General features: G+C 45.6%; 23 protein-coding genes. 11 read left to right on the top strand and 12 right to left on the bottom strand.

All coding sequences use genetic code 11. The annotated features are described in order from the left end of the window. The 11 genes from MADE_RS14400 to MADE_RS14450 form a co-directional block, all read right to left on the bottom strand. Complete coding sequence (locus MADE_RS14400) at window positions 1-420, bottom strand: hypothetical protein (protein ID WP_012519342.1); 420 nt, start codon at window positions 418-420, stop codon at window positions 1-3. Then, on the bottom strand, window positions 414-1016 hold the full coding sequence (locus MADE_RS14405) for a phage adaptor protein (protein WP_012519343.1): 603 nt from the start codon (window positions 1014-1016) through the stop codon (window positions 414-416). The genes MADE_RS14400 and MADE_RS14405 overlap by 7 nt, the downstream gene beginning before the upstream one ends. Then, window positions 1016-1702, bottom strand: a complete 687-nt coding sequence (locus MADE_RS14410) for a phage adaptor protein (RefSeq protein WP_012519344.1) — start codon at window positions 1700-1702, stop codon at window positions 1016-1018. Before MADE_RS14410 ends, MADE_RS14405 begins: the two co-directional genes overlap by 1 nt. A 10-nt stretch (window positions 1703-1712) precedes the next feature. Further along, window positions 1713-1916, bottom strand: a complete 204-nt coding sequence (locus tag MADE_RS14415) for a hypothetical protein (protein ID WP_148291030.1) — start codon at window positions 1914-1916, stop codon at window positions 1713-1715. 59 nt (window positions 1917-1975) lie between these two features. Continuing rightward, window positions 1976-3091, bottom strand: a complete 1116-nt coding sequence (locus MADE_RS14420; protein WP_012519346.1) for a N4-gp56 family major capsid protein — start codon at window positions 3089-3091, stop codon at window positions 1976-1978. Window positions 3092-3258: 167 nt separating this feature from the next. Beyond that, window positions 3259-4284, bottom strand: coding sequence for a hypothetical protein (locus MADE_RS14425; protein WP_012519347.1), 1026 nt, complete (start codon window positions 4282-4284; stop codon window positions 3259-3261). Continuing rightward, a complete protein-coding gene (locus MADE_RS14430; RefSeq protein WP_012519348.1) occupies window positions 4259-6361 on the bottom strand; it encodes a portal protein in 2103 nt (700 codons plus the stop codon). The genes MADE_RS14425 and MADE_RS14430 overlap by 26 nt, the downstream gene beginning before the upstream one ends. 32 nt (window positions 6362-6393) lie before the next feature. Beyond that, complete coding sequence (locus tag MADE_RS14435; RefSeq protein WP_023559834.1) at window positions 6394-6687, bottom strand: DUF3310 domain-containing protein; 294 nt, start codon at window positions 6685-6687, stop codon at window positions 6394-6396. Beyond that, window positions 6684-6872: a hypothetical protein gene (locus tag MADE_RS14440; protein ID WP_012519350.1), complete on the bottom strand. Its 189-nt coding sequence runs from the start codon at window positions 6870-6872 to the stop codon at window positions 6684-6686. Before MADE_RS14440 ends, MADE_RS14435 begins: the two co-directional genes overlap by 4 nt. Beyond that, on the bottom strand, window positions 6869-9478 hold the full coding sequence (gene terL, locus MADE_RS20020) for a phage terminase large subunit (RefSeq protein ID WP_012519351.1): 2610 nt from the start codon (window positions 9476-9478) through the stop codon (window positions 6869-6871). The genes MADE_RS14440 and terL overlap by 4 nt, the downstream gene beginning before the upstream one ends. Before the next feature lie 103 nt (window positions 9479-9581). Next, window positions 9582-10247 (bottom strand): hypothetical protein, encoded by a 666-nt coding sequence (locus MADE_RS14450; protein ID WP_148291031.1) that lies wholly within the window; start codon window positions 10245-10247, stop codon window positions 9582-9584. 283 nt (window positions 10248-10530) lie between these two features. Between MADE_RS14450 and MADE_RS14455 the strand changes: the two genes are divergently transcribed. From MADE_RS14455 to MADE_RS14510, 11 genes are all read left to right on the top strand, one after another. Continuing rightward, window positions 10531-10743 (top strand): hypothetical protein, encoded by a 213-nt coding sequence (locus MADE_RS14455; RefSeq protein ID WP_012519353.1) that lies wholly within the window; start codon window positions 10531-10533, stop codon window positions 10741-10743. Further along, a complete protein-coding gene (locus tag MADE_RS14460) occupies window positions 10734-10937 on the top strand; it encodes a hypothetical protein (protein ID WP_012519354.1) in 204 nt (67 codons plus the stop codon). The genes MADE_RS14455 and MADE_RS14460 overlap by 10 nt, the downstream gene beginning before the upstream one ends. A gap of 46 nt (window positions 10938-10983) precedes the next feature. Further along, window positions 10984-11727, top strand: coding sequence for a hypothetical protein (locus tag MADE_RS14465; protein WP_012519355.1), 744 nt, complete (start codon window positions 10984-10986; stop codon window positions 11725-11727). Window positions 11728-12945: 1218 nt separating this feature from the next. Beyond that, window positions 12946-13155: a hypothetical protein gene (locus MADE_RS14470; RefSeq protein ID WP_012519356.1), complete on the top strand. Its 210-nt coding sequence runs from the start codon at window positions 12946-12948 to the stop codon at window positions 13153-13155. A gap of 19 nt (window positions 13156-13174) precedes the next feature. Next, window positions 13175-13390 (top strand): hypothetical protein, encoded by a 216-nt coding sequence (locus tag MADE_RS14475; RefSeq protein WP_012519357.1) that lies wholly within the window; start codon window positions 13175-13177, stop codon window positions 13388-13390. After that, entirely contained in the window at window positions 13383-13631 is a 249-nt protein-coding gene (locus MADE_RS14480; protein WP_012519358.1) for a hypothetical protein, read from the top strand. Before MADE_RS14475 ends, MADE_RS14480 begins: the two co-directional genes overlap by 8 nt. A gap of 18 nt (window positions 13632-13649) precedes the next feature. After that, entirely contained in the window at window positions 13650-13982 is a 333-nt protein-coding gene (locus MADE_RS14485; protein WP_012519359.1) for a hypothetical protein, read from the top strand. Between the two features lie 1370 nt (window positions 13983-15352). Continuing rightward, entirely contained in the window at window positions 15353-15649 is a 297-nt protein-coding gene (locus MADE_RS14490; protein ID WP_012519367.1) for a hypothetical protein, read from the top strand. Window positions 15650-15808: 159 nt separating this feature from the next. Then, complete coding sequence (locus MADE_RS20600; protein WP_012519369.1) at window positions 15809-15982, top strand: hypothetical protein; 174 nt, start codon at window positions 15809-15811, stop codon at window positions 15980-15982. A gap of 861 nt (window positions 15983-16843) precedes the next feature. After that, window positions 16844-17026, top strand: coding sequence for a hypothetical protein (locus MADE_RS14500; protein ID WP_012519375.1), 183 nt, complete (start codon window positions 16844-16846; stop codon window positions 17024-17026). Between the two features lie 925 nt (window positions 17027-17951). Then, entirely contained in the window at window positions 17952-18218 is a 267-nt protein-coding gene (locus MADE_RS14510) for a hypothetical protein (protein ID WP_012519378.1), read from the top strand. A gap of 60 nt (window positions 18219-18278) precedes the next feature. Here MADE_RS14510 and MADE_RS20945 read toward each other — a convergent pair whose 3' ends face one another. Then, window positions 18279-18488, bottom strand: coding sequence for a hypothetical protein (locus MADE_RS20945; protein WP_012519379.1), 210 nt, complete (start codon window positions 18486-18488; stop codon window positions 18279-18281). Window positions 18489-19466 lie beyond the last annotated feature (978 nt).

Here is a 19466-nt window from a genome sequence, read left to right on the forward strand (position 1 = left end):
TTAAACCTCTATCTCGTAAGTGCGTTCTGATTCTTTGAAACCATAACGTTCTGCCCTGCGTTGCCATCCTTTGCGTTTGGTTCTGAATACTATTTTTTCAGCCCCGGTGTTGCTTGCTATCTCTCGAATATAATCCATTGTTTCGTCTATGGTCTTGTCCGAGAGCGGCTTTGGTGCGTAGGCTAGCCATACCAAAATACCTTTTGTGTCGTGCTCATCTATGCTCTCGTGTAAAACAAAAAAGCCTACGTATTCGTAGTCTTCTAATATTAAAAGCATGATAGCTTCGCCTGACTCTATACTTGCTTGTACATAATCAGGGTTAGTGCCTGATTTAGCTTTCGGGCTAAATGCTTGCACCATAGACTTAACGTCTATTTGGTTTACGTTATCTTTGTTGATGACCTCGAACGTCACCATCTGAATCTCGCTTGTGTGGTTTTATTTTGTTTGCCGTTGATGCTTTTTTGCGCCTTGAACTTTTCTGATTCGTACATCGCTAGTGCGGCTTGTGCGATAGAAGGGTTCGACCATGTGCGTTCTGGCATACTGGTAAGGCGAAACACCGCCTGGTTAACAATAGCATCGACCCACCTATCCATTTGTGTGTCATCTAACTCATTAGCGTCACGGGTAGGTTTTACAGCAACACGCAGTGTTAGCGTACCCGATTGTTGCGGCGTAGGCGTAAGCGTTAGGGTGTTGTTTTGCTCATAAAACGAATCTGTTCTACCGTTCCCTTTACTCATGGCTTCTAGTGAATTAGGAATTATCGCGTTTAGCTTTTTACCATTAAGAGAAACGCTGAGCACCTGTGACAAAGTAGTGTCCAGTGGTGTGGGCGCAACATAACGGTTTTTTCCAGCTGTGACTGGAATATCTGTCGTATGAGTATAAACCGGTACTTCATTGAAAAACGTAATGGCGGCACGACGAAGTTCCCGAACTGCTATCATTTCTGGGCAGTTCGGGGCGTAGTGATTAACGTCTGGAAGAAGTTCGTCGAAAAATGCCATTAACGTCTTTTACTTTTTTCTTGGTCCATGTTAGGCGTAGACGACAAATCAATTTCTGATTTTGCACCTAGCGATTCACGGAACAACTGGTAGTGATTCACTGCGCGTTGTGCATTACCTGCATAACTTGAATCTTTCGTGTAACAGCGATAAAGCACATAGTCCACGATTTGGTTAGCGTAAATATCAGGTACTTTGATGTCTTCCCCAAGTGCTGCTAGAGGAGTCGGTGACGCAGAGTAAAGGATATTCACGTAGCCGGTTACTGATGGTTGTGGTGGATAAACGAAGTAACGCGTTGGATCGTCTTCATCAAAAATATAATGGAGTACCTCAACGTTAGCGTCGTCTACGTGCCAAGCTGGATTTTCAGCATCAAGGATTTCGCGATCTGTGATACGAATAACACGGCCCGGTGCATCAGACCCGTCGTTTTGGGCGCTCTGCATGTTTCGTGTTACGTTAAGTAGCATTACGCCATCGCTTGGGATGGTTTGTAATGTACCTGTGTTTAACTTAACGTTAGTATTCTTGGCGCCAGCACTAGGCTTTAACAGCACGACTTCACGTTGTGCGTCGTTTACCCAGCCTAGCATTTCTGGATCTTTCCAGCGCATACCACCAGGAGTTGTTTCCTGTAAGATCAGGCGAACTTTGCGGATTAGTGAGTCTGCTGTAATAGCCATTTATTCGCCCTTACTTAGTCTTAGCAGCAGTCGAAGTGGTTTTAGAAGCAGGTTTAACTTCGGTTAAACGCGCAGCTAGGCATGCGTCGACAAGTGCAGGTTTGACTGCTTTCTCTTCACCAGCTTCAAACACAACTGCATAAGGTGGTGCTGAAACGCGGATTTCGAAATCAGTCGGATTTTTAAAAGTGGTCAATTCAATTTTTTGAGTCATGGTAAAAATCTCGTAGTGGTAAGAAAGGAGCATCCTGCCCCGCCCTTACGACCCAACCTTTAGATAGCAGCGTCGATTACTGCTACGCCGAAGTCTTCAACCGAGCTGGTTACAGTAGAGTTAAACTTAGGCTTCAAGAAGCCACACATTTTGCCTACTGAGATACCTACCTGGTTCTCATAATCGAAGCGATCTTCGTTCCAGTAAGGAGCACCGATGTCCGCGAACGCTAGTGCCTGTGCACCACACATAAGGATGCGCTGTCCGTCAACATCGCCAGCTGCGCCGAACTTGTTACCCGCACTTGCGCCTTTAGTGTTGAACACGTGACGGTATGAGTGGATCATCGCGCCGTCGATCATGAACGTTTCACCGCCTGCGAACAGAGAGTTCGAGTCGCCGCGTACACCTGCGTTACGAGCGTTGGCAATAAAGTCAGCATCAAGCTTGAGCTTCGCCATACCCTGCGGGGTAAGGAAGAAGTGGAATGTCTCGCTACCGCCTTTGCCTTTAACACCACGGATGTAGTTGTCTTTAGCAAATGCCAGTGCTTGAACGACGTGACGGTAGCCGAATGCATCTGAGCTGGTCAGTGAACTTTCAGTGCCTAGAACGATGTCCGAACCTGACACGCGGAGATGGCGGTTAGCTGTAGGAGCTGCAACGTCTGACGCGTATTCTAAGTCAGTTAGGTTTTGACCCGCTGATTTAGTTGGACGGTCACCGCCGTTATTCTTTTTATCGTAAGTTACGCCTGATAGCGTCAAGAACGCTTGCTGGTCATAGCGGTCTGCTAGCCAGTAGCCTAGAACGTCACGTGACGTTTGACGGAAGTTAACGATAGACTTTTGATCAGCCATGCGGCCGGTAGTACGGTTAGCGTTACGAAGTTGGTCGATCTGGATTACGGTATCGTAAGCTTTGATCTCTTCTTCGTTACCCTCTAGGTCATAATCACCTGTTACACCGTCCCCTTCTAGGTCTGGTACAAGGGTTACAACTGCACGGGTACCGCGTTCGTCTTTAGTAAGTTCTGTTACTCGATGAATCATCGAGTCATGTGAAGTCCCCATGAACTTCGTCATGAATGATTTTTCACGCGCTACTTTCCACACATCACGAGCCCAAACGGTCTTTTGTTCTGTGGTTAGCGCGGCAAAATTGGTCTTAGCCATTTTAAGCCTCTAACTGTTAAGAAAAAATTCTGGTTTTGGTCGCGTGACGTGCGAAATACGAATTGTACAGGCGGGTCTTTTGAGTTCTGCCAGGAGAACTAGCCCCGTAACGTGGGGCTATATCGAGTTTATAAATATATTATAATCAATGATTATAATAGGTGCAACTAAAGAATGTCACCACGTAAACGGCGTAAGTCTTCTTCGCTTAGCTTTTCGAATTCCGCCTCGGGAATTTCTTCAATACTTCTGCGTGTTTTACCGGTTTCTAACTCGCCGGTACTACGCGGCGGAGTCTTGATAGCTGCCTCTACGTTTTTCTTAATGTCTTTTTGCGGAGGCGGTGGTGCTTCTTGCTTTTGCTGTTCTTGCTTACCAGATATGCCGTGCAAACGTAACGTAATATCTGACGCACGCTTTAGGGCCAAGTGACCTGGTTCGCCTTTAGCAATAAACGCGTCACGGATATCCAAGACTTCTTGCAGAATATCACTGTTAAAGTTTTCGCTTTCTTTGTTGAGTACGTCGTATTCCGCAACCAAACGATTGGCTTCTTCGTTCAATAACGCCTGTGCTTTTTCCGCGGCTGTCATTGTTTGGATGGTTTCCGTACTCGACTTAGTTGCATCTTTGACTGCTTTAGCGTTGGTCTTTTGAATTAGCTCTGCTATCTTGGTCGCGGCGTCTGCGACGTTGCCATCAAGGGCGCCGTTTAACGCTTCAGTTAGTTCTGCGTTCAGATCTAACTCTGGCTCTGCTGGTTCTGGGTCGGGTTCTTTTGACTCAGGAGCTGACATGCGGTCCAACTGCTCTTGCAGAAGACGGAACTTTTCTTCGAAACCAGAAAGTTTTTCCTCCGCCGCTTTGCGTTTCTCCGATTCTTTTTTGAACCTGTCATAGGGGATCTTATTCCCTACCGGCGCTTCTTCTCGGCTTTCGCTACCATCATCTGGGTCTGGCGCTTGATCTCCCTCGCTGCCGTCATCCTCCGGTATGTCGGTGTTTTCGGGTTCTCCACTAGTGTCGCTAGCTGGTGTATCTTCTGGCTGTACGTCTTCGATTTCTGGGGTGTCTTCGATGACATCCCCGCGATCGATTTCACCGCTGTCATAATTCTCTGTATCAAGTTCATCGACAGTTCCTCCGAAATCGTTTAGTTCACCTACGCTAGGCTGATTGTTCTTTGGGTCCATTGGCTTTCTCTCTATCTTGGGTAAGTTTAAGGGCAGAGTCCGCTAACCGTGCATTGTTCTGCATTTTGGTTTTTTGTAGCGACGCTTGTTGAGATAGCGCAGACATTTGTAGCCTTACGTTAAGTTCTTGCTCACGTTGGTCGCGTTGTGCTTTAAGGTCGCGGATTTGCTTCAAGAACTGTCCGCGTTGTAGATCTTGTGCTTTCGCTGTATTAAGTAGTGTAACTGACTGCAGCTCGCGGATTTCAGCGTCGAGTTTCTCTAGTTCTAGCTGTGCGTTCTGGATAGCCATCTGGTTTTGCATCTGTGCCAGTTGCTGCTGTTCAGGTGTCATTTCACCTAGGCCAGACATGTCTTTGAGCATACGTGCGATTTCTTGCTTACGTGCAAGATGTGATGATTCAACGATAAAGTGGTCTGGGATTTGAACGCCTACCTGGCGTAAAGACAGCGCCTCGGCAAACTGCATTTCATCAAACGAATCTCGTGCCGGTGCGCTTGCAACTACAACGTCATATTCACCAACTGTTACGTCGTTAACAACGCGGCCGGCTGCCTGCTGGTTAATCACCATCTGTTCGCGAGGCTGTTCCGGTTCCATGTAATCAGTAATAAAGAACACGCGTTCTTGGGTGTAGAAGTCCTGGATAAGTTCTAGGATTTTTTCTGCAAGCAGCTTGCGTGAGAATTCTAAATTACTAAACGGTACCTGTAGTTGGATCTGACCGCGTGCGGTTTTTTCCTGTAACGCTATGCCAGAAACCTCGGCGTTTTCCGAGCCTAATATGGCGTCGTTCATACCCGAGATTTCTTTGATGTCCATTGCGCCTTTGGTGCTGATTCTGTCTACGCCCGTTGGCACTGGGTTAGGTTTAATTTTTTCAGGGGCACCGATTTGTGGGTTGTACGTAATTACCGAGCCCGTCTTCGCGCCTTCTTCGGCGAGTTCTTCCGGTGACATATTCGTAAGCGAGCCTTCAGGGACTAACCATCCCGAGTTCGCCGTAGTATTGATAATATGTAGTTCTTGGCTGCGCGTTTTATTAAGGAACTCTTGCGGCGAAATAATGTTGCGCACCAACCCAATAGGCTTACCGCGACGATATATAGGAAAATAAGGTACAACAGTAAATGTACGATACGGTGACCAGTCATCATGCAGTACCACGGAATCAGCAGTTATTGTCCAGCGGACCGAACGTTTTTTACGTTTAATGATTTCCAGGCCAAATGTCTGCCTTACGTTTTCAATATGTTCTGGTGTCCACTGTTCGGGGATCTTACGTGTCTCACCGCTTCTGGGTTCGATGAACTCTTGAATGATACGGGTTTTGTAATATTGACGCTCAACCACCCTGACATTGCGAACAGTAGCACCGTCAGCGATACTATTAGTGTCTGCCGCTGTTTCTTCGTCAGATCCGAACGTATGCTTAGATAACTCAATAGAGTCGCGGCCATAATGCGCACCCGCTGCGCGATTGATAACCTCAGTACGTTTATCTTCACCATATTGCTCGCCTATTTGTTGTGGCGACATCCATCGGGTTATAAAAACCTCGGACCATTTTTTAGGGTCATAGGACGTGGCATCTGGGTCGGGGATAACCGCGATAGGGTTTTCCGTATCGATAGCTATCTCACCTTCGATAACCTCGTCGTGGTTCAGACGTACGTCGTAATAACCCCTATCCATAATTAGTCCGTCAGCATAGACCATAGGTTCTATGTGCTTTGCGAAATAATTTTCTTCTAGGATGTGGTCAACTAGTTTAGTCAGCACCGTTGACACTGCTTGTGATGCTGCGCCGCGTTTGGCTTTAAACTGGATGTCTGCACGACGGTTAGCTTGCTCACCTAACGCCGCGTTGACTGTCGGTAGTATGTTATTAATGGTTAAAGCAGGTCGTCCTTCGTTTTCTAACGCTTGACGATCCGCTTCATCCCATTGGTCGCCGATATAGAATTTCTCGAACTTTTGGGCTTCATCAACGTATTTTCTGTGCCCGCGATCACGGGCCCGAACGTATCGGTCCCAGTTCTCTTGTGCAACTTCGAGCTTCTTAATATCGGCCATAATACTTTCTAGTTATAATCAATGATTATATTTTACTTGACAACTTGATCATCGACAAGCGGAGTTTCAAACAGCTTGTTTCTGTACCACTCGGATTTGTCGATGTCCTGCTGTAGTTTGTCTTTGTTACCGGCGCGGAGCCTGTATTTGAGTGCGTTACCTTTGCAGTAACCGGCAAACTCTTCAGGAGTTAAGGCCGCGCGAATAACGTCAATGGCCTGCTGGTCTGGAAACAAATCGTAATGCTTTGGATTATTAACCGGGTCGTGCACGGGTTTAGTATGGTCATTCACCATCTCTTGTAGGAGATCATCATAATGGCTCATGCTTTTAACCTCACTCGTAGGTTCTGGAGCATGTCGATGCAACGTTCTGGCGTTGCACTAAGCAACTGTTCGAAGTCTGCCTTCTCCATAATAACCGCGGCGAATGATACGCCAGCGCCAAGTGTTGTAGATGGTTTAATCGAAGTGTTTTCGTACTGCTTATTGTTCGGGTCGAGTAATATCATGCGCGCATGTAGCTCCGTCGTTTGGTTGAGTTAGTAACGTACTTGTTGAGTCTGTCTTTCCATGATTTCTTTTTCTTAGGTTTTGGGTCGTGGGTCACGATGAACTGATCTAGCATCTGGAACGCCCACGAAAAAGCATCGACCTGGTCGTCGTGTGTCCCAGCTGGGAATCGCAGCATCTCGTTGCGGATCTCGTTTGTAAATTCTGCGTTCTTAGGAAGTAGCACCATGCCCTGTTGCATACGACCTTGTAATGGACGGGCACGAGCGGATTTATCGCGGCGTCCTGTTTTCAGTTCTTCATAAGCAAAGAATGTTTTGCGCTCTCGCATACGTTTGCGGAGCATAGGACCTAGGGCCATTTCAATCTGGCCTTTTTCGAACCCAACAACTTGAGGCAAGAACGCTGTGTACTCGTCGATGATTTTCTCGATGATTTCTAGCGCGTCCCATTTACCGCGTGCAACGTTAAGCAGATACGCTTTGTCATCGCGGTCGATACCGATAGTTACACCTACTGTGTAGTCGTTATGTTCTGCGGTACCAATGGCGAAGTCCCACGCTTGATAAACTTTCAGTCGCTCTCGTGGGGGTTCGACCTCGTAATACCTGAACCAATCTTTTTGAAAGTAGGCGCCCTCGTCCGGTACAGGGTTCTGCTGGTAAAGGGCCGACCAATCTCTGTCGCCAACGGCGCGTTTGATTCGCTCGAGTGCATCCAGCGGATATCGGTCGGGGTGGAGTGCGTCGCCTTTGAGACGGTATTTCTCGTTGCTCACGGCGATCGCGGGATAACGGACAATCTCCCATTTGTCACCGCCTTCGTTCTCTTGGTCGATAAGCCAGCCGGCTAGGTCGTCGTCGTGCCAGCGCGTTAAAATAACAAGTACACCGCCGCCTGGAGCAAGACGCGTATAAAACGTCGAGGTGTACCAGTCTTTGATTTTCTGGCGGTTGGTCGCAGATTCTGCGTCCTCTCGGTTTTTAATCGGGTCGTCTATTATTCCGATGTGGGCCCCCCTCCCTGTGATTGCGCCACCGACGCCCGCAGCTACGTATCCGCCGTTAGCATCAGTGTTCCATCGTTCCGCGGATTGAGACTTTTTGTCTAGTCGGGTCTTGAATATGCGCCCGTAATCTGGGTCGGCTAAGATCCCACGTACTTTGCGCGAGAAGTCCATGGCGAGGTCCGAAGCATACGACGACGCGATTACTTCGTGCTTGGGCATTCGTCCTAGGTGCCAGGCCGGAAAGGTTTTCGACGCGAGTTCTGAATTATGTGTCGCTACTAGCTTTTTACCGACTAGATATAGACCGTCTGGGGAATCAACCTGGATGCAATGCCCTTTTTCACCGTTCGGTAAATATTCTACTTTTTCTATTGATACTCGTCTTTCAGTAGGGAATCTTGTGATTCTTTTTCGTGATAGAGCTACGGGAATAACCATTGTAGGGTTAAACCCCACAACGAAATATGGCTTAGTTCCTTGTATACAACTCGTAGAGAGTTTAGGTTGTATTTCTTCTATGTATGGTTTGAACCCTAGCGTCGTACATAGGTCTAAAACACCGTTGGCTAGCGGTTTGTCCGCTGTGGTGAAACGCATTCGGCTGTTCTTATCCGTGTGTCCGTCGGTATCTATAAGGCCAGCTAATAGTTCTAACCTGTCTTTTAATGACGCCCGTAGGAACACTTCTGGGATGTGTTTATTGTTTAGTACGTTTAGTTCTTTTAACTCTTTGAACATTCGGCCTGCGACATTCGGCCTAGGACCGCTGAACCTAGTAGTGTATACACCTGTCTGCTTGTGTACCGTCCATGATGATACTTCGTACCCACAACGCGTTATTTTGTCTATTACTGGCTGATCTTTCTTGTCATGGGTAATACAACCAGAATTCTTTGTTCCGTCCCCCAACCATGCGCCTAGCACGTAGGGGTGCATAGGCAGGTCAGCACTGTCGAATTCTAGTGCGTTTGTTTTAGGTACTTGGAACTGGAACCTGTTTCCTGCTGTTAGGCTTCGAGGCGTACCGCGATTAGTGTTCTCCAGAAACCATTTGGTTTCTACCGTTTTTTCTTGTTTGTCTGCGCGTGAGTATACTGTCCACTCATGGTTAGCATGGCATCTGATTTTCTCGCCGTTAGTGAAAGTAACAACGTAGTCATCTACCGCTTCATCAGAAAGCGCTAGTACGTCTACTGGTTTACCCGACGGATGAAAAACCTGGTCCCCAGGTACTAGGTCGCCGTGCGTTACCCATCCTCGGTTAGCAGTTAGCACCGGTGTTGAATGGGCAATGTTTTTACCGTGACGTGGCGGTAAGAACAACATAAGTCGTGGGGATTTTTTATCGATGACGTCTTGCGAGAATTTTTCGAGTTTCGAACAAATGTCGATGTGCACCCAGCCCGGCATGTACTCCGGGTTGAATCGCTGGACAAACGGGAGGAGTCTACGTCGCGACAACTCCCGTTCGGCCTGCTCCTTGCGCGCGGCAGCTTTTCTGTCGAGAAGTTTAGCTTCTTCTATTTTTCGCTGCTCTTCTTCGTATTTTATTTCATCTGCTTGTTGCTTGAGCATCTCGCGCTGGTCGTCAGACATGCGTTTTTTTGCCCCTGCGAGCTCAACACTTTGCAGATGCGATACCTTACATTCGTGGCATACCGAGCCCACGAACAAGGTTATAGGTAATTCGTTCTGACACTTAGGGCAGAGTTTCTTCGTTATCGTCATCGTCATAAGTAATGGCGTAGCTGGATGGGTCTAAGTCAATATCCATGCCTGCCATTTCTTGGAGCTGACGATCGTCAAGTTCTCTAAGCTGGTCTGAGCGAGTAATCTCGATTTCTTTCTTTTCGGGGGCTGCAAGTCCGTGGAGTTTTATCAACTCTTGCACGGCCTTGATCTCTTCCGTGGAGTCCTTGGATTTCCGATGGGACTCTAGGAGCAACATTGTTGCTTGGTCTTTTGTGAATTTTATCCCTTCAGGTGCGGCATATAACCTAGGATCAAACATCTCGCGCATTTGCATCAAGCGCGTTTGTATATGGTCCTGGTTATAAAGTTCTATGCCCTGTACCGATGTCATGCCGAGTGATTCCGCTGCAGCTTGTGGTGATACACCGCGCAGTACTAGGCTGATGAATGTACGCTCTTGGGCAGAGATCGCAGGTTCTGGGATCTGGGTCATGCAGAAATTATAATCAAAGGTTATATCCGTGTCTATGGAGAAATTCCACAAAAAAATTTTTAAAAACGCTTTTTCTGTATTCCGTTTTTCGCTTTTTCTTTTCCACACCGTTAATTCTGAATAAACGCGACTTTTAGAAAATTGCTCTCCAAGCCTGTGTACTGGGGTACTCCACATCAAAGGAAACGGGACTCCCGACCCCGATTCCCGTACCCCCACCCCCCGTTATTTGACATCGAGAATTGAACCTAGTCGATTGGGACCCCTATCGTGCTAGGACACCCCTATCGTGCTAGGACACCCGCCGCTTGTCCTAGGACCTAGGACGCGGGTTCTCGAGACTCGAAGAGCAGACTCGAAGAGCAGACTCGAAGAGCACAAAGACTCGACACTCGCGGTGCTCGTGAGGCGTGAGACTCGTGAGCTAATTCTGGCTCGTTGAATCCAACTAAGGAGAACAGTCATGTTTGGATTACTACTTATCGCCCTTGCCGCCACAGGTGTTGCCTTTGCTCTTATGTCATTTGCGCAGCGTGACAAGCCCGTGCCACTGGACAGTGCGCAGACCATGTTCAACGACAACGTACTTGAGGGCGAGTACACCGTGGTGCACGAGTACCCGAAGCGCCCCAAGGTTCACACTCGTGTGTTATCGGAGGACGAAAGATGCGTGTAATCAATGACTTACATGATTTACGCGCGCTTCTTGATGCCAACGACTTTCAGGTATCGCCGAAGCGTGAGCTTAACCCCGACCTTCAAATCAAGTCCGACATGCTTGATGCGGTGGGCGGATTCGATTCACTCCCCAGCCGCACTTACGCAGGTTGGGGCAACCCCGAAGCAGAGTGGGCAGATTCTGGACTCTAGCTTCACATCAACTCTTTTTAAATTAAATTAAATAGGAAATTCTACCATGTTAAATTTTGACCAACTTCAAGAGAACTTCGCCGCTGATGTTAACACTGTATCAGCTAACCTTAACGTACGTGAAGTGAGCACGGCTGATTTGCAAGCGGCGCTCATCGGCGAAGCATGTGAGTATATGGCGTCATATTCTCCAGCCGAGGACGCGGGTGCTTCGCAGCTTATCGCTAACAAGCTGGCGAACGAAGCGCAGGACGCGGATGATTTCGGTGAGTTTATCTCAGCGAAAATCATGGGTATCTTTGAGCGCAAGAAAGCTGCCCTTGCTGCTGATAACGCGGACGCCGTTGCCAGTGCCGAGACCGCCTCGCAAGGTCTGGCTACTTTCATCAAGCGTGTGCAGTCGAGCGTAGGTCGTAGTTCATACTACCGTCAACGCGAGGCGGAGCGTTTGGAAACCCCAGCGGCTGATGCCAACGGTCGTGAGTACCAAGGCATGCGTCCTGTACCAGTGCGTACAGATTACGACGGTTTCCAGCGCTTGTACTTCACACCCGACCAAGTCACCGAGGCGGTTGACGAGTTGTTCCCGCAGCTGGAGAAAGCGTACACATTCGCGCTTAGCATGTGTGATTCGTACATCCAGAAACGCATGGGTGACTTCCCGTTCTCTTCGGTGAAAGTCGGTAATGAGTACCGTGACTTTATGACCCGTGGTGAGTTGTTCCAGCACCTAGGTTCTGTAACCGCAGCCCGTCAGGGTAGCGTTGACGAAGCACTTGCGATGGTATAGCCATCGCCCGCCCTGTAATCACTTCGGTGGTTGCAGGGCATTTGTTGTTGTATGACGGATCTAGAACATTCGCCCGGCGCGCTACGCTTGCTGGGCGAATATCCTAGAACCTAGAACGCCGTTCGCGGAGACAAGTCTCCGCGGCACCGCCCGTAGCTTAGGCAAACGGGCACTACTCCACCTCTTAAACCTAGTTAAATGAGCACTCAACCAAGGAGCGTGTACCATGTAAATGAGCAACCCTAACCCCAACATGTGATCGTGACGTATCCCGCATAAGGCTTCGCGCAGGGATGAGTTCGGCTTGGCACACCGTTAACACACTAAGTTTGCCACTCAAACACACCACCAGAACGCCTGAGAGCGCCTCACAGATCATTTCTACTAGTTAGCTAACCCATCGTACTGGGTTCTAGTTAGATGGCCCTGAGTCGCTTCTCACGCACGATTTGAAAAGTGGCCAAATACGTGTCCAATTTCGAAAAAAAAGTTGGCCAGAGGCCTCTAAGCCACGTCCTGTAAGGGCTGTAGAGGAGTTATGTTAGTGGTTACTATCACCTCTAGGCTGCATTCCTTCGTTTTCACCAATTGGCCATTTTTCGCCCCCTACTATATATGTATTTTAAGGTTTTTACTCTTACTACTTATTCAACAACTGAACTATATAAATAATAAGGATAATTGGCCAATATAAAGAATAACTACTAACAATCAGTGACTTAACCTGACCAATTTTCAAAAACAAAATGGACAACCGTGGTTTTTACCCCCTAAAACGTGGATTTGAAACCCCCAAAAAGGACGATTTTCTCTAATGCATTAATCGTGCCAACACAGTTTCCAGAAAAAACACCCCAATTTTTTAGGGGTAAAATTAATTTTTACTGTCAAAATTTTTTTGGATTTTGAATGTAAACGTTTACATCGAGGGTCGAAAATTGCCCAAGTGCCATTTAGTGAACACCGCGACCACTTATTTTTGCGTGACTGGTCGTACCAATGTCATTCATCGCACTTGGCACGAGTAATGCATAACGCCTTTTTTCGCACTTGGCACACTCCATGCATGGCACTTTTTCACCTTTTTAATCGAAAAAGACGAACAAATAACCTTATTTGATTCGATTTTTCCGTCTTTACACTCTTTATAATCAGTGGTTATATCATCAAACCGCTGCGACCCAGAACCAAGAACCCAGATTCAAGGACCTAGAACCTATGAGCGACTTAAAAGAATTCAAAATCGTTATCGAAGAAAGCGACACAGGACGACAACTAGTTTTACCTAACGTGATGGCCAGCGATTACTGCGTTGCAGAGGCGTACGGTAATCATGTCGCAGCATCCCTCCCCGTTTCTGAAATTGACCGACAGCAAGGTTTCGGCGTTAGCGAAACGTCATGGTCTTGCTGGCCCGAAGAAGTATAAATTCAAGGACCTAGAACCTATGGCAAAGGAACTCATTCTAAAACCCCACACTCGCTTGTTCCGTCAAGACCGCAAGTACTATGAACAGGTACAGTACCGCAACACATTCTGTAAAGATGTAGACGGACAGTGGTACTTCTGCTCACGAGACGGAGAACCGCAGGAAGCCGTTAATTTCACTATGATCGAGGATAAGCCTCGGTTTATTAAAGTATTGGAGCCCAGCGATGGATAAGTATGCCGAAATACAGCAGCGCGTGAGAAAAGTCCGTGGCGTAGTACGAACTTACGAAACAGCAAGTGCTGACAGCCTACTAGACGTCTCTTCATCGGTAAAAGACTCGACTATGCCTTACTACCATGAAATAGCGGCAGAAATAGAACGGCACCGCGAAGTAGTACTGGAAATACTACGCAAGCAGCTCAAGGCAGATCAAGCGCGGCTCAGTATTGTCGAGAAGATTTTAACTGAATAGCTAAAGGAAATTGAAATTATGGCATTAACAGCATGGGCACAAGAAGCAAAAGCCAAGAGAGAGGCATGGTATAAAATTGAAAGGCTAGAAGCGCAACTAGCAAAGGCTAATGAGCGTATAGAAGAACTTGAGCATTACAATCTTAGATTAGCTAACGAGTCACACGCCAAAAGTCTTGAGATCGATAGCGCTAATAAATCAGTCATAGAGACTCACGTTAAAGCTTTACAGTCTTTGTTAAATAAAAAATGTCCTGTTTCTGGTTACGTCATACGAGACAAAGAAAGCCGTGAAATCATTGTAGAAGAACTAGAACAGCTGCTAAAAGAACAATCGACCGATGTACGATAACAGGCTACGCATACTTGTGCTCTACAGCTCCATAACTAACGGCAGAAACCACATCTATGTTATGGCGCCAGGCATGTGGAAAAACGGCCCTTTGTATAACCTCATCACCAACCTTGGTGCTAGAGAGACATGTGACGAAAACTATCCATCGGTAAGGACCCAGAACCTATGATACTAGCCAAATGGGAATCTGAACGCATGATCCGATTATACGACCTACGACCCGGTACCCGGGCCCACGAATCACTGCGTAAAGTAGGCCTAAAAGCGACGGGATCGTTCGGCGTGCTAGGGGTTAGATATTAATGATAAAACTCATACATTTTGACCAGCTATATGTGGTAGCAGCGACCGGTGTATCGGAAATACCACTAGAACCGTTGGTATATAAACTAGGTATGAAGGACCACACCCTAGGAACTATGCCCAAGGTGAAGTACAGATGATAAAGCTAAACACATGGAAGGCCGCAAAAAAAGTGTACGTATTAGGCGCTTCCATCCCCTCAAAAGTTAGGCCACTCTTACTTAAGGTAGGCTTTTGCGCTTCCACCACCAAGCACTGGCCGTCAATAGAATACGGAACTGCGTATGCCAGCGGTCAATAAAATAACGTTAGTGCATCATTACTCACTCAGTAAATTGCACGGTACCATCTAGATATTAGGTGGTAACCCTAAAAGTCATATTTTAGCTGCTATAGTACAGAAACTTGGAGCGAAACCGTCAAAGTACAGCCCGCCAAAAATAGAGTACGAACGATGATAATAATAAAAATTGGATCTCTAAACAAAGTCCTTGTTTCCGCTAAGCGCCTTAATGATGACATAAACGCAATCTTAATTAAACTCGGCATGCGCCAAGAGACCCCGTACCGAATACCTACGATCCTCTATTCGGTGCCTGCGTTTCGATAGCGGATTCATTATGTTTAAGATCAAAATACTCCATTTCAAAGATAAAAAAAACGTGTTTGCATTGGCACAAGGACATGTTCCCTTAAAACAAATTCTAATAAAAATAGGTATGAATATACCTCATGCTGGCGCATTACCAAAGGTTTACTACTAATGTATGGCTTTAAATTAAGACATTGGAAACGTAGCAAAAAGATATCCGTAATGTCTCATCAGGACATAAAGCTAAAAGTTGTGTTACTAAAAATAGGGGTGGATGTGCCCACCCCCTTTTCGCACCCAAAGGTTTACTACTAATGATAAAACTCCAAATCCGTAAATTCACTATTGCCATGGCTTTATATGTAAATGCAGGTAAGTCCCATCCAGCACACCATGTTTTGGTTAAGTTAGGCGCAGAGTTACCCGACGGACATAAAATACCGAGGGTCTACCACCAAAGGATCTACTACCAATGAACACGTCCCAGATTCGCCCAGTTATTAACAAAAACGGCCTAGGATATAGAACCTATGTTCTAGTACGTGACAGCTTTTTTACCGGCAAAAAATACCGTCTTATAACATGGATACGCAGCAAAGAAACCAAGCGTATCGATGTCACTGAATGCGTAAGTTTTAGGCACGCAGACTTCCCTGTGGTCACCGAAAAGTTTGATGACATCACAGTATCGGCCACAATCGAAGAAGCGGTATCAAACATCCGTAAAGTCTATGGCACTAGCGATGACATAGAAGAGTGGCAGCCCTAATGGGAAAAATAGAAATAGAAAAAATGCCGCCACACATCAGTGTACAAGCGAATCTAGAAGTGGCTGTCAGTGCATCACTAAGTGCTGCGCTAAGAATAATAGAGCAATTAGATAGTAGCGCGAAGTACGAGGAATCTTGCGACTGGATATTATTTGAGTATGAGTGACAAACAGCCACTGGAAATCTGGGAAGGACTCAATAACAAAATACTAGTTTCCACAACCCTCGACTTCGACCCAGTACACAAGATACTAGAAAAACTCGGCCTAGAACCTGAGACCCACAACCGATGGCCAGCGATAGCCCCTTATTTTGATAAGCGGAGAAAATGAGATTATTGATAAGGTATTCCAGAACACACGGCATGGCCACACTAACCACAGGTCCGGTGCACATGATGGCAAATAACCCCGAGCTTTTTAGCCTAGTAGGTAGACTTGCAGGCGGAATATTCGCCGCGTCTATAGTGCCTTTTGGAGCGGTTATATACATAGAGAAAAAATATGATTGGAATGTATAGACATTGGAATGAGATAGAGTTTGTTACCCCTGACGAATACTCCTCCGTCAACAAGCTGCTAACTAGAATCTTTGATCTGAATCCTGAAACTGAGGATTCTTGGCCATCGATCAAAGTGCAGGAAGGACGATGAGAATACAAAACTACCCTGATGCCAAGATTATTTACCTGACTTATGTACCTTTTGCCATAGCTCCTGTGTTCAGAAAAATACTCAACAAGACATGGCTATATAGGTTCGACACTGAGAGTGTCTTTTCAGCGAGATACTAATGAAAATAATAGTCTTCGAAAAATTCATAGCCGTAAGCGTATTTGGCGCTCCTAGTACCATAAAAAAGCTTTCGAAAGACCTAGTACATTTCAACAACCGGTACATGGCCATAGTGATATGGAAATAAAGCTCCATAGGGGACTGTCCTTGTACCTGTATATACCGGACGAGGCAGAGAACAAATCTCTGATATATAGCATTTTTTACAAACTCGGCGCTGAAGACCACGTAGGCGCGGTGCCGAAAATTACTTTGGATAACCCATGAGTAACGGCAAGTTTCGTATTATAAAAGGAATGTCAGCCACTTTCGTTTTTCTAGCGGGCGACTCTCACCAAAGCCTTGCCGCTATTTTTCATAAACTCGGATCGAATAGCACATACATAGTAGTGATACACCATGACTGAAACTTTCAAACTAGATATCGTATTGGGCACAAACTGGATTCGCATAGGTACAGAAGCCCCTGGAGGCGCTACACACGCGATAGAGTATTTAATTAAATCTCTATCTCCTAGCATAATTGAAGGCCCTCATTTGAGGGATGCGCTACTAATAAAAAATGTCGATGAAGAAGATTAAAATAACTAAAGAAAGATACGGAACTTCAATACAAGCACTCAAAAATGTTTCGGATTTTTGCCTAGAAACAGAGCTTATTATATACAAGCTGTGTGAGAATTCGTCTTGTAGTAGACCTAACGAAGTCACAATCTTAAGGGTTGACCATGGCTAGCCTTCAAGTCCAGATTATTAAATTCGAAATAGATGTTAGCATCGTCGCGTGGGACGAAAAAGGAGATATAAACCTCAATGTAGAACGTTTGATACACAAACTATGCATTAATTTATCCACCACGACGCCCGATAAAGATAACATGTTGAACATTGTTTATGACTCGCAAAATATCAATTCTTAAAAGAGGATCAAGCCGAGTAATAATAGAAGCCTCGTACGGAGACGACATCGCTTTAGAAATAGAGCGTCTCATATACTCGCTTTGTAAACGCTCAGCTTTAGGTGAACCGACCGAACTATACCCAGTAAGATTACATGCAAATACTTTATCTTTACCCGAAAACTGATGGCGTGGCATTGTTACCAGATACTCGGCTCTGCGACCCAGAACGAAGGGCCTTGGATACAGTAATCAAAAAAATGTTTAAAAACGCAGTAGTGATAGGAACACTATGGTACATAGTGTCAAAATAGTGAGAACCCGCCCTACCCGAGTTTCCAAAACACGGTTGGTACGAGTAGGCATAAGAGAAATATATGACTCTCCTATCAACCGTATAATAGAAAAACTAGGTCCTAAAATAGAAGACAGAGGGAGGCCACGAATATGGGTAAACTAACGTTATACAAGTACGATGACGATTTACTAATCTTTGAACTAGAAGTGGAAAGCGGACAAACAATCCCTGCGGAATGGTTAATCCATAAGATCGCCCCGCACACTGTTCTTATACCCACGATCCGCAATTCCCCAAGAGTGATACTAAAATGATCAAGCTTTTTAGTTATGAAGGTACTGTTGAGTTTGCCTCTGACGCAGGCGTAAACACAGACGAAACCCAACCCAACTACGCTTTTTTAATAGCGTTTTCTACTGACGAAGATATCTACGGCAACCACACCACGCGCCTAGATATCGAATACAAACGCACAAATGCTCTTATAACTAAGTTACATGGAAAACAACTTGAATGCGGAGAGTGCAGCACCAACCTCGGTGAAATCTGTAAAGTTAAGAAACGATCACAATGGTAAAAGTGACTAAAAACACGTGCAAGGTCCAAGTTAAAACAACCAAGAACCTAGGACCTATAGCTATGATTTTGTACCAAATAGCAGGGAAACGTAATTACCTTGTAGCCAACGGTGTTGTTTTTCACAATCGAAACGGCCGGTACTAATCGTTTTTTCTCGTTGGAACCAATTATAATCAAAGGTTATATTCAAGCCCATGAAACCTAAATTAATAATATTACTTTGTGAACGCCAAGTAGCATTTAAGGTAAGGGAAACCTTATCTAACATACACCCCGTAGAGTTTCTGGTACATAAATTGACGGGTAAAACAATATACGGCCGCCCTCAATACAATAGACACGGTACGATAGACATAAGCCATGAACGATAAAAACAAACTTGCTTTGTGTATGTTAAGTGGACGCGCATTACTCTTCAAAATCCGCGATGAATACAGTCCTGTTACAGATGTAGAAAATTTAATATATAGATTATGCACTGGACATTTACGCAGCCGACCTACAAAACAAAAACACGGGATGCTGGATATTAAATAACATGTTTAAGTTACATATTAAAAATTATACTTGGTACATAACCATTTACACTAATTCAGGACCCGACTCTTTATCAAAAGTCCCTGAATCAGAACTCATCGTTTTTAAAATAGCCCCCAAAGGTATGGTGTCAGTACCTACGTCAAAAAAAGTAATGAAAATATTTGACTCAAAAGAAAAATACGACATGTACGCCGAAGCAAGGAAATGAGAGACAAATTACAAATACTGCGTTGGATACAAAGCACGACTTACGTACTTAAACGCCCGTATGGTAGCAAAATGCCAGAAAACCTACGGAAAGTGCTCCTGAAACTGGACCGCACGTCACTTCTAAGCTACGACGGAGTAACCTATGCCGAATAACATTGAGATAGCCTACTCAAAATACGATTGTGTTTTTTTCGTTTGCCCCGCACCTTACGGTGCAGTTAATAAAGTCCTTGATAAACTTGTCGCATGCTGCGCCAAGGGTAACGTAGAAAACAACCGCTCGTGGCCAGAAATAGGGCTAATACTATAATGAACAACAGCATAGAGATAATCGCTTTTACACGTAGAGTAATAACTATCAGCGTAAATGAATACTGGCACCCAGTGAATCATGTTATTGGAAGATTACTGGAAAACACTAAAAAAGGCTCCACTGAAACTGCAACAGCTTGGCCCCAAATAAGAACAGACAAGGACAAATCGCATGTGTAAAAAA

The sequence above is a fragment of the Alteromonas mediterranea DE genome, from assembly GCF_000020585.3.
Classification (GTDB): Bacteria; Pseudomonadota; Gammaproteobacteria; order Enterobacterales; family Alteromonadaceae; genus Alteromonas; species Alteromonas mediterranea.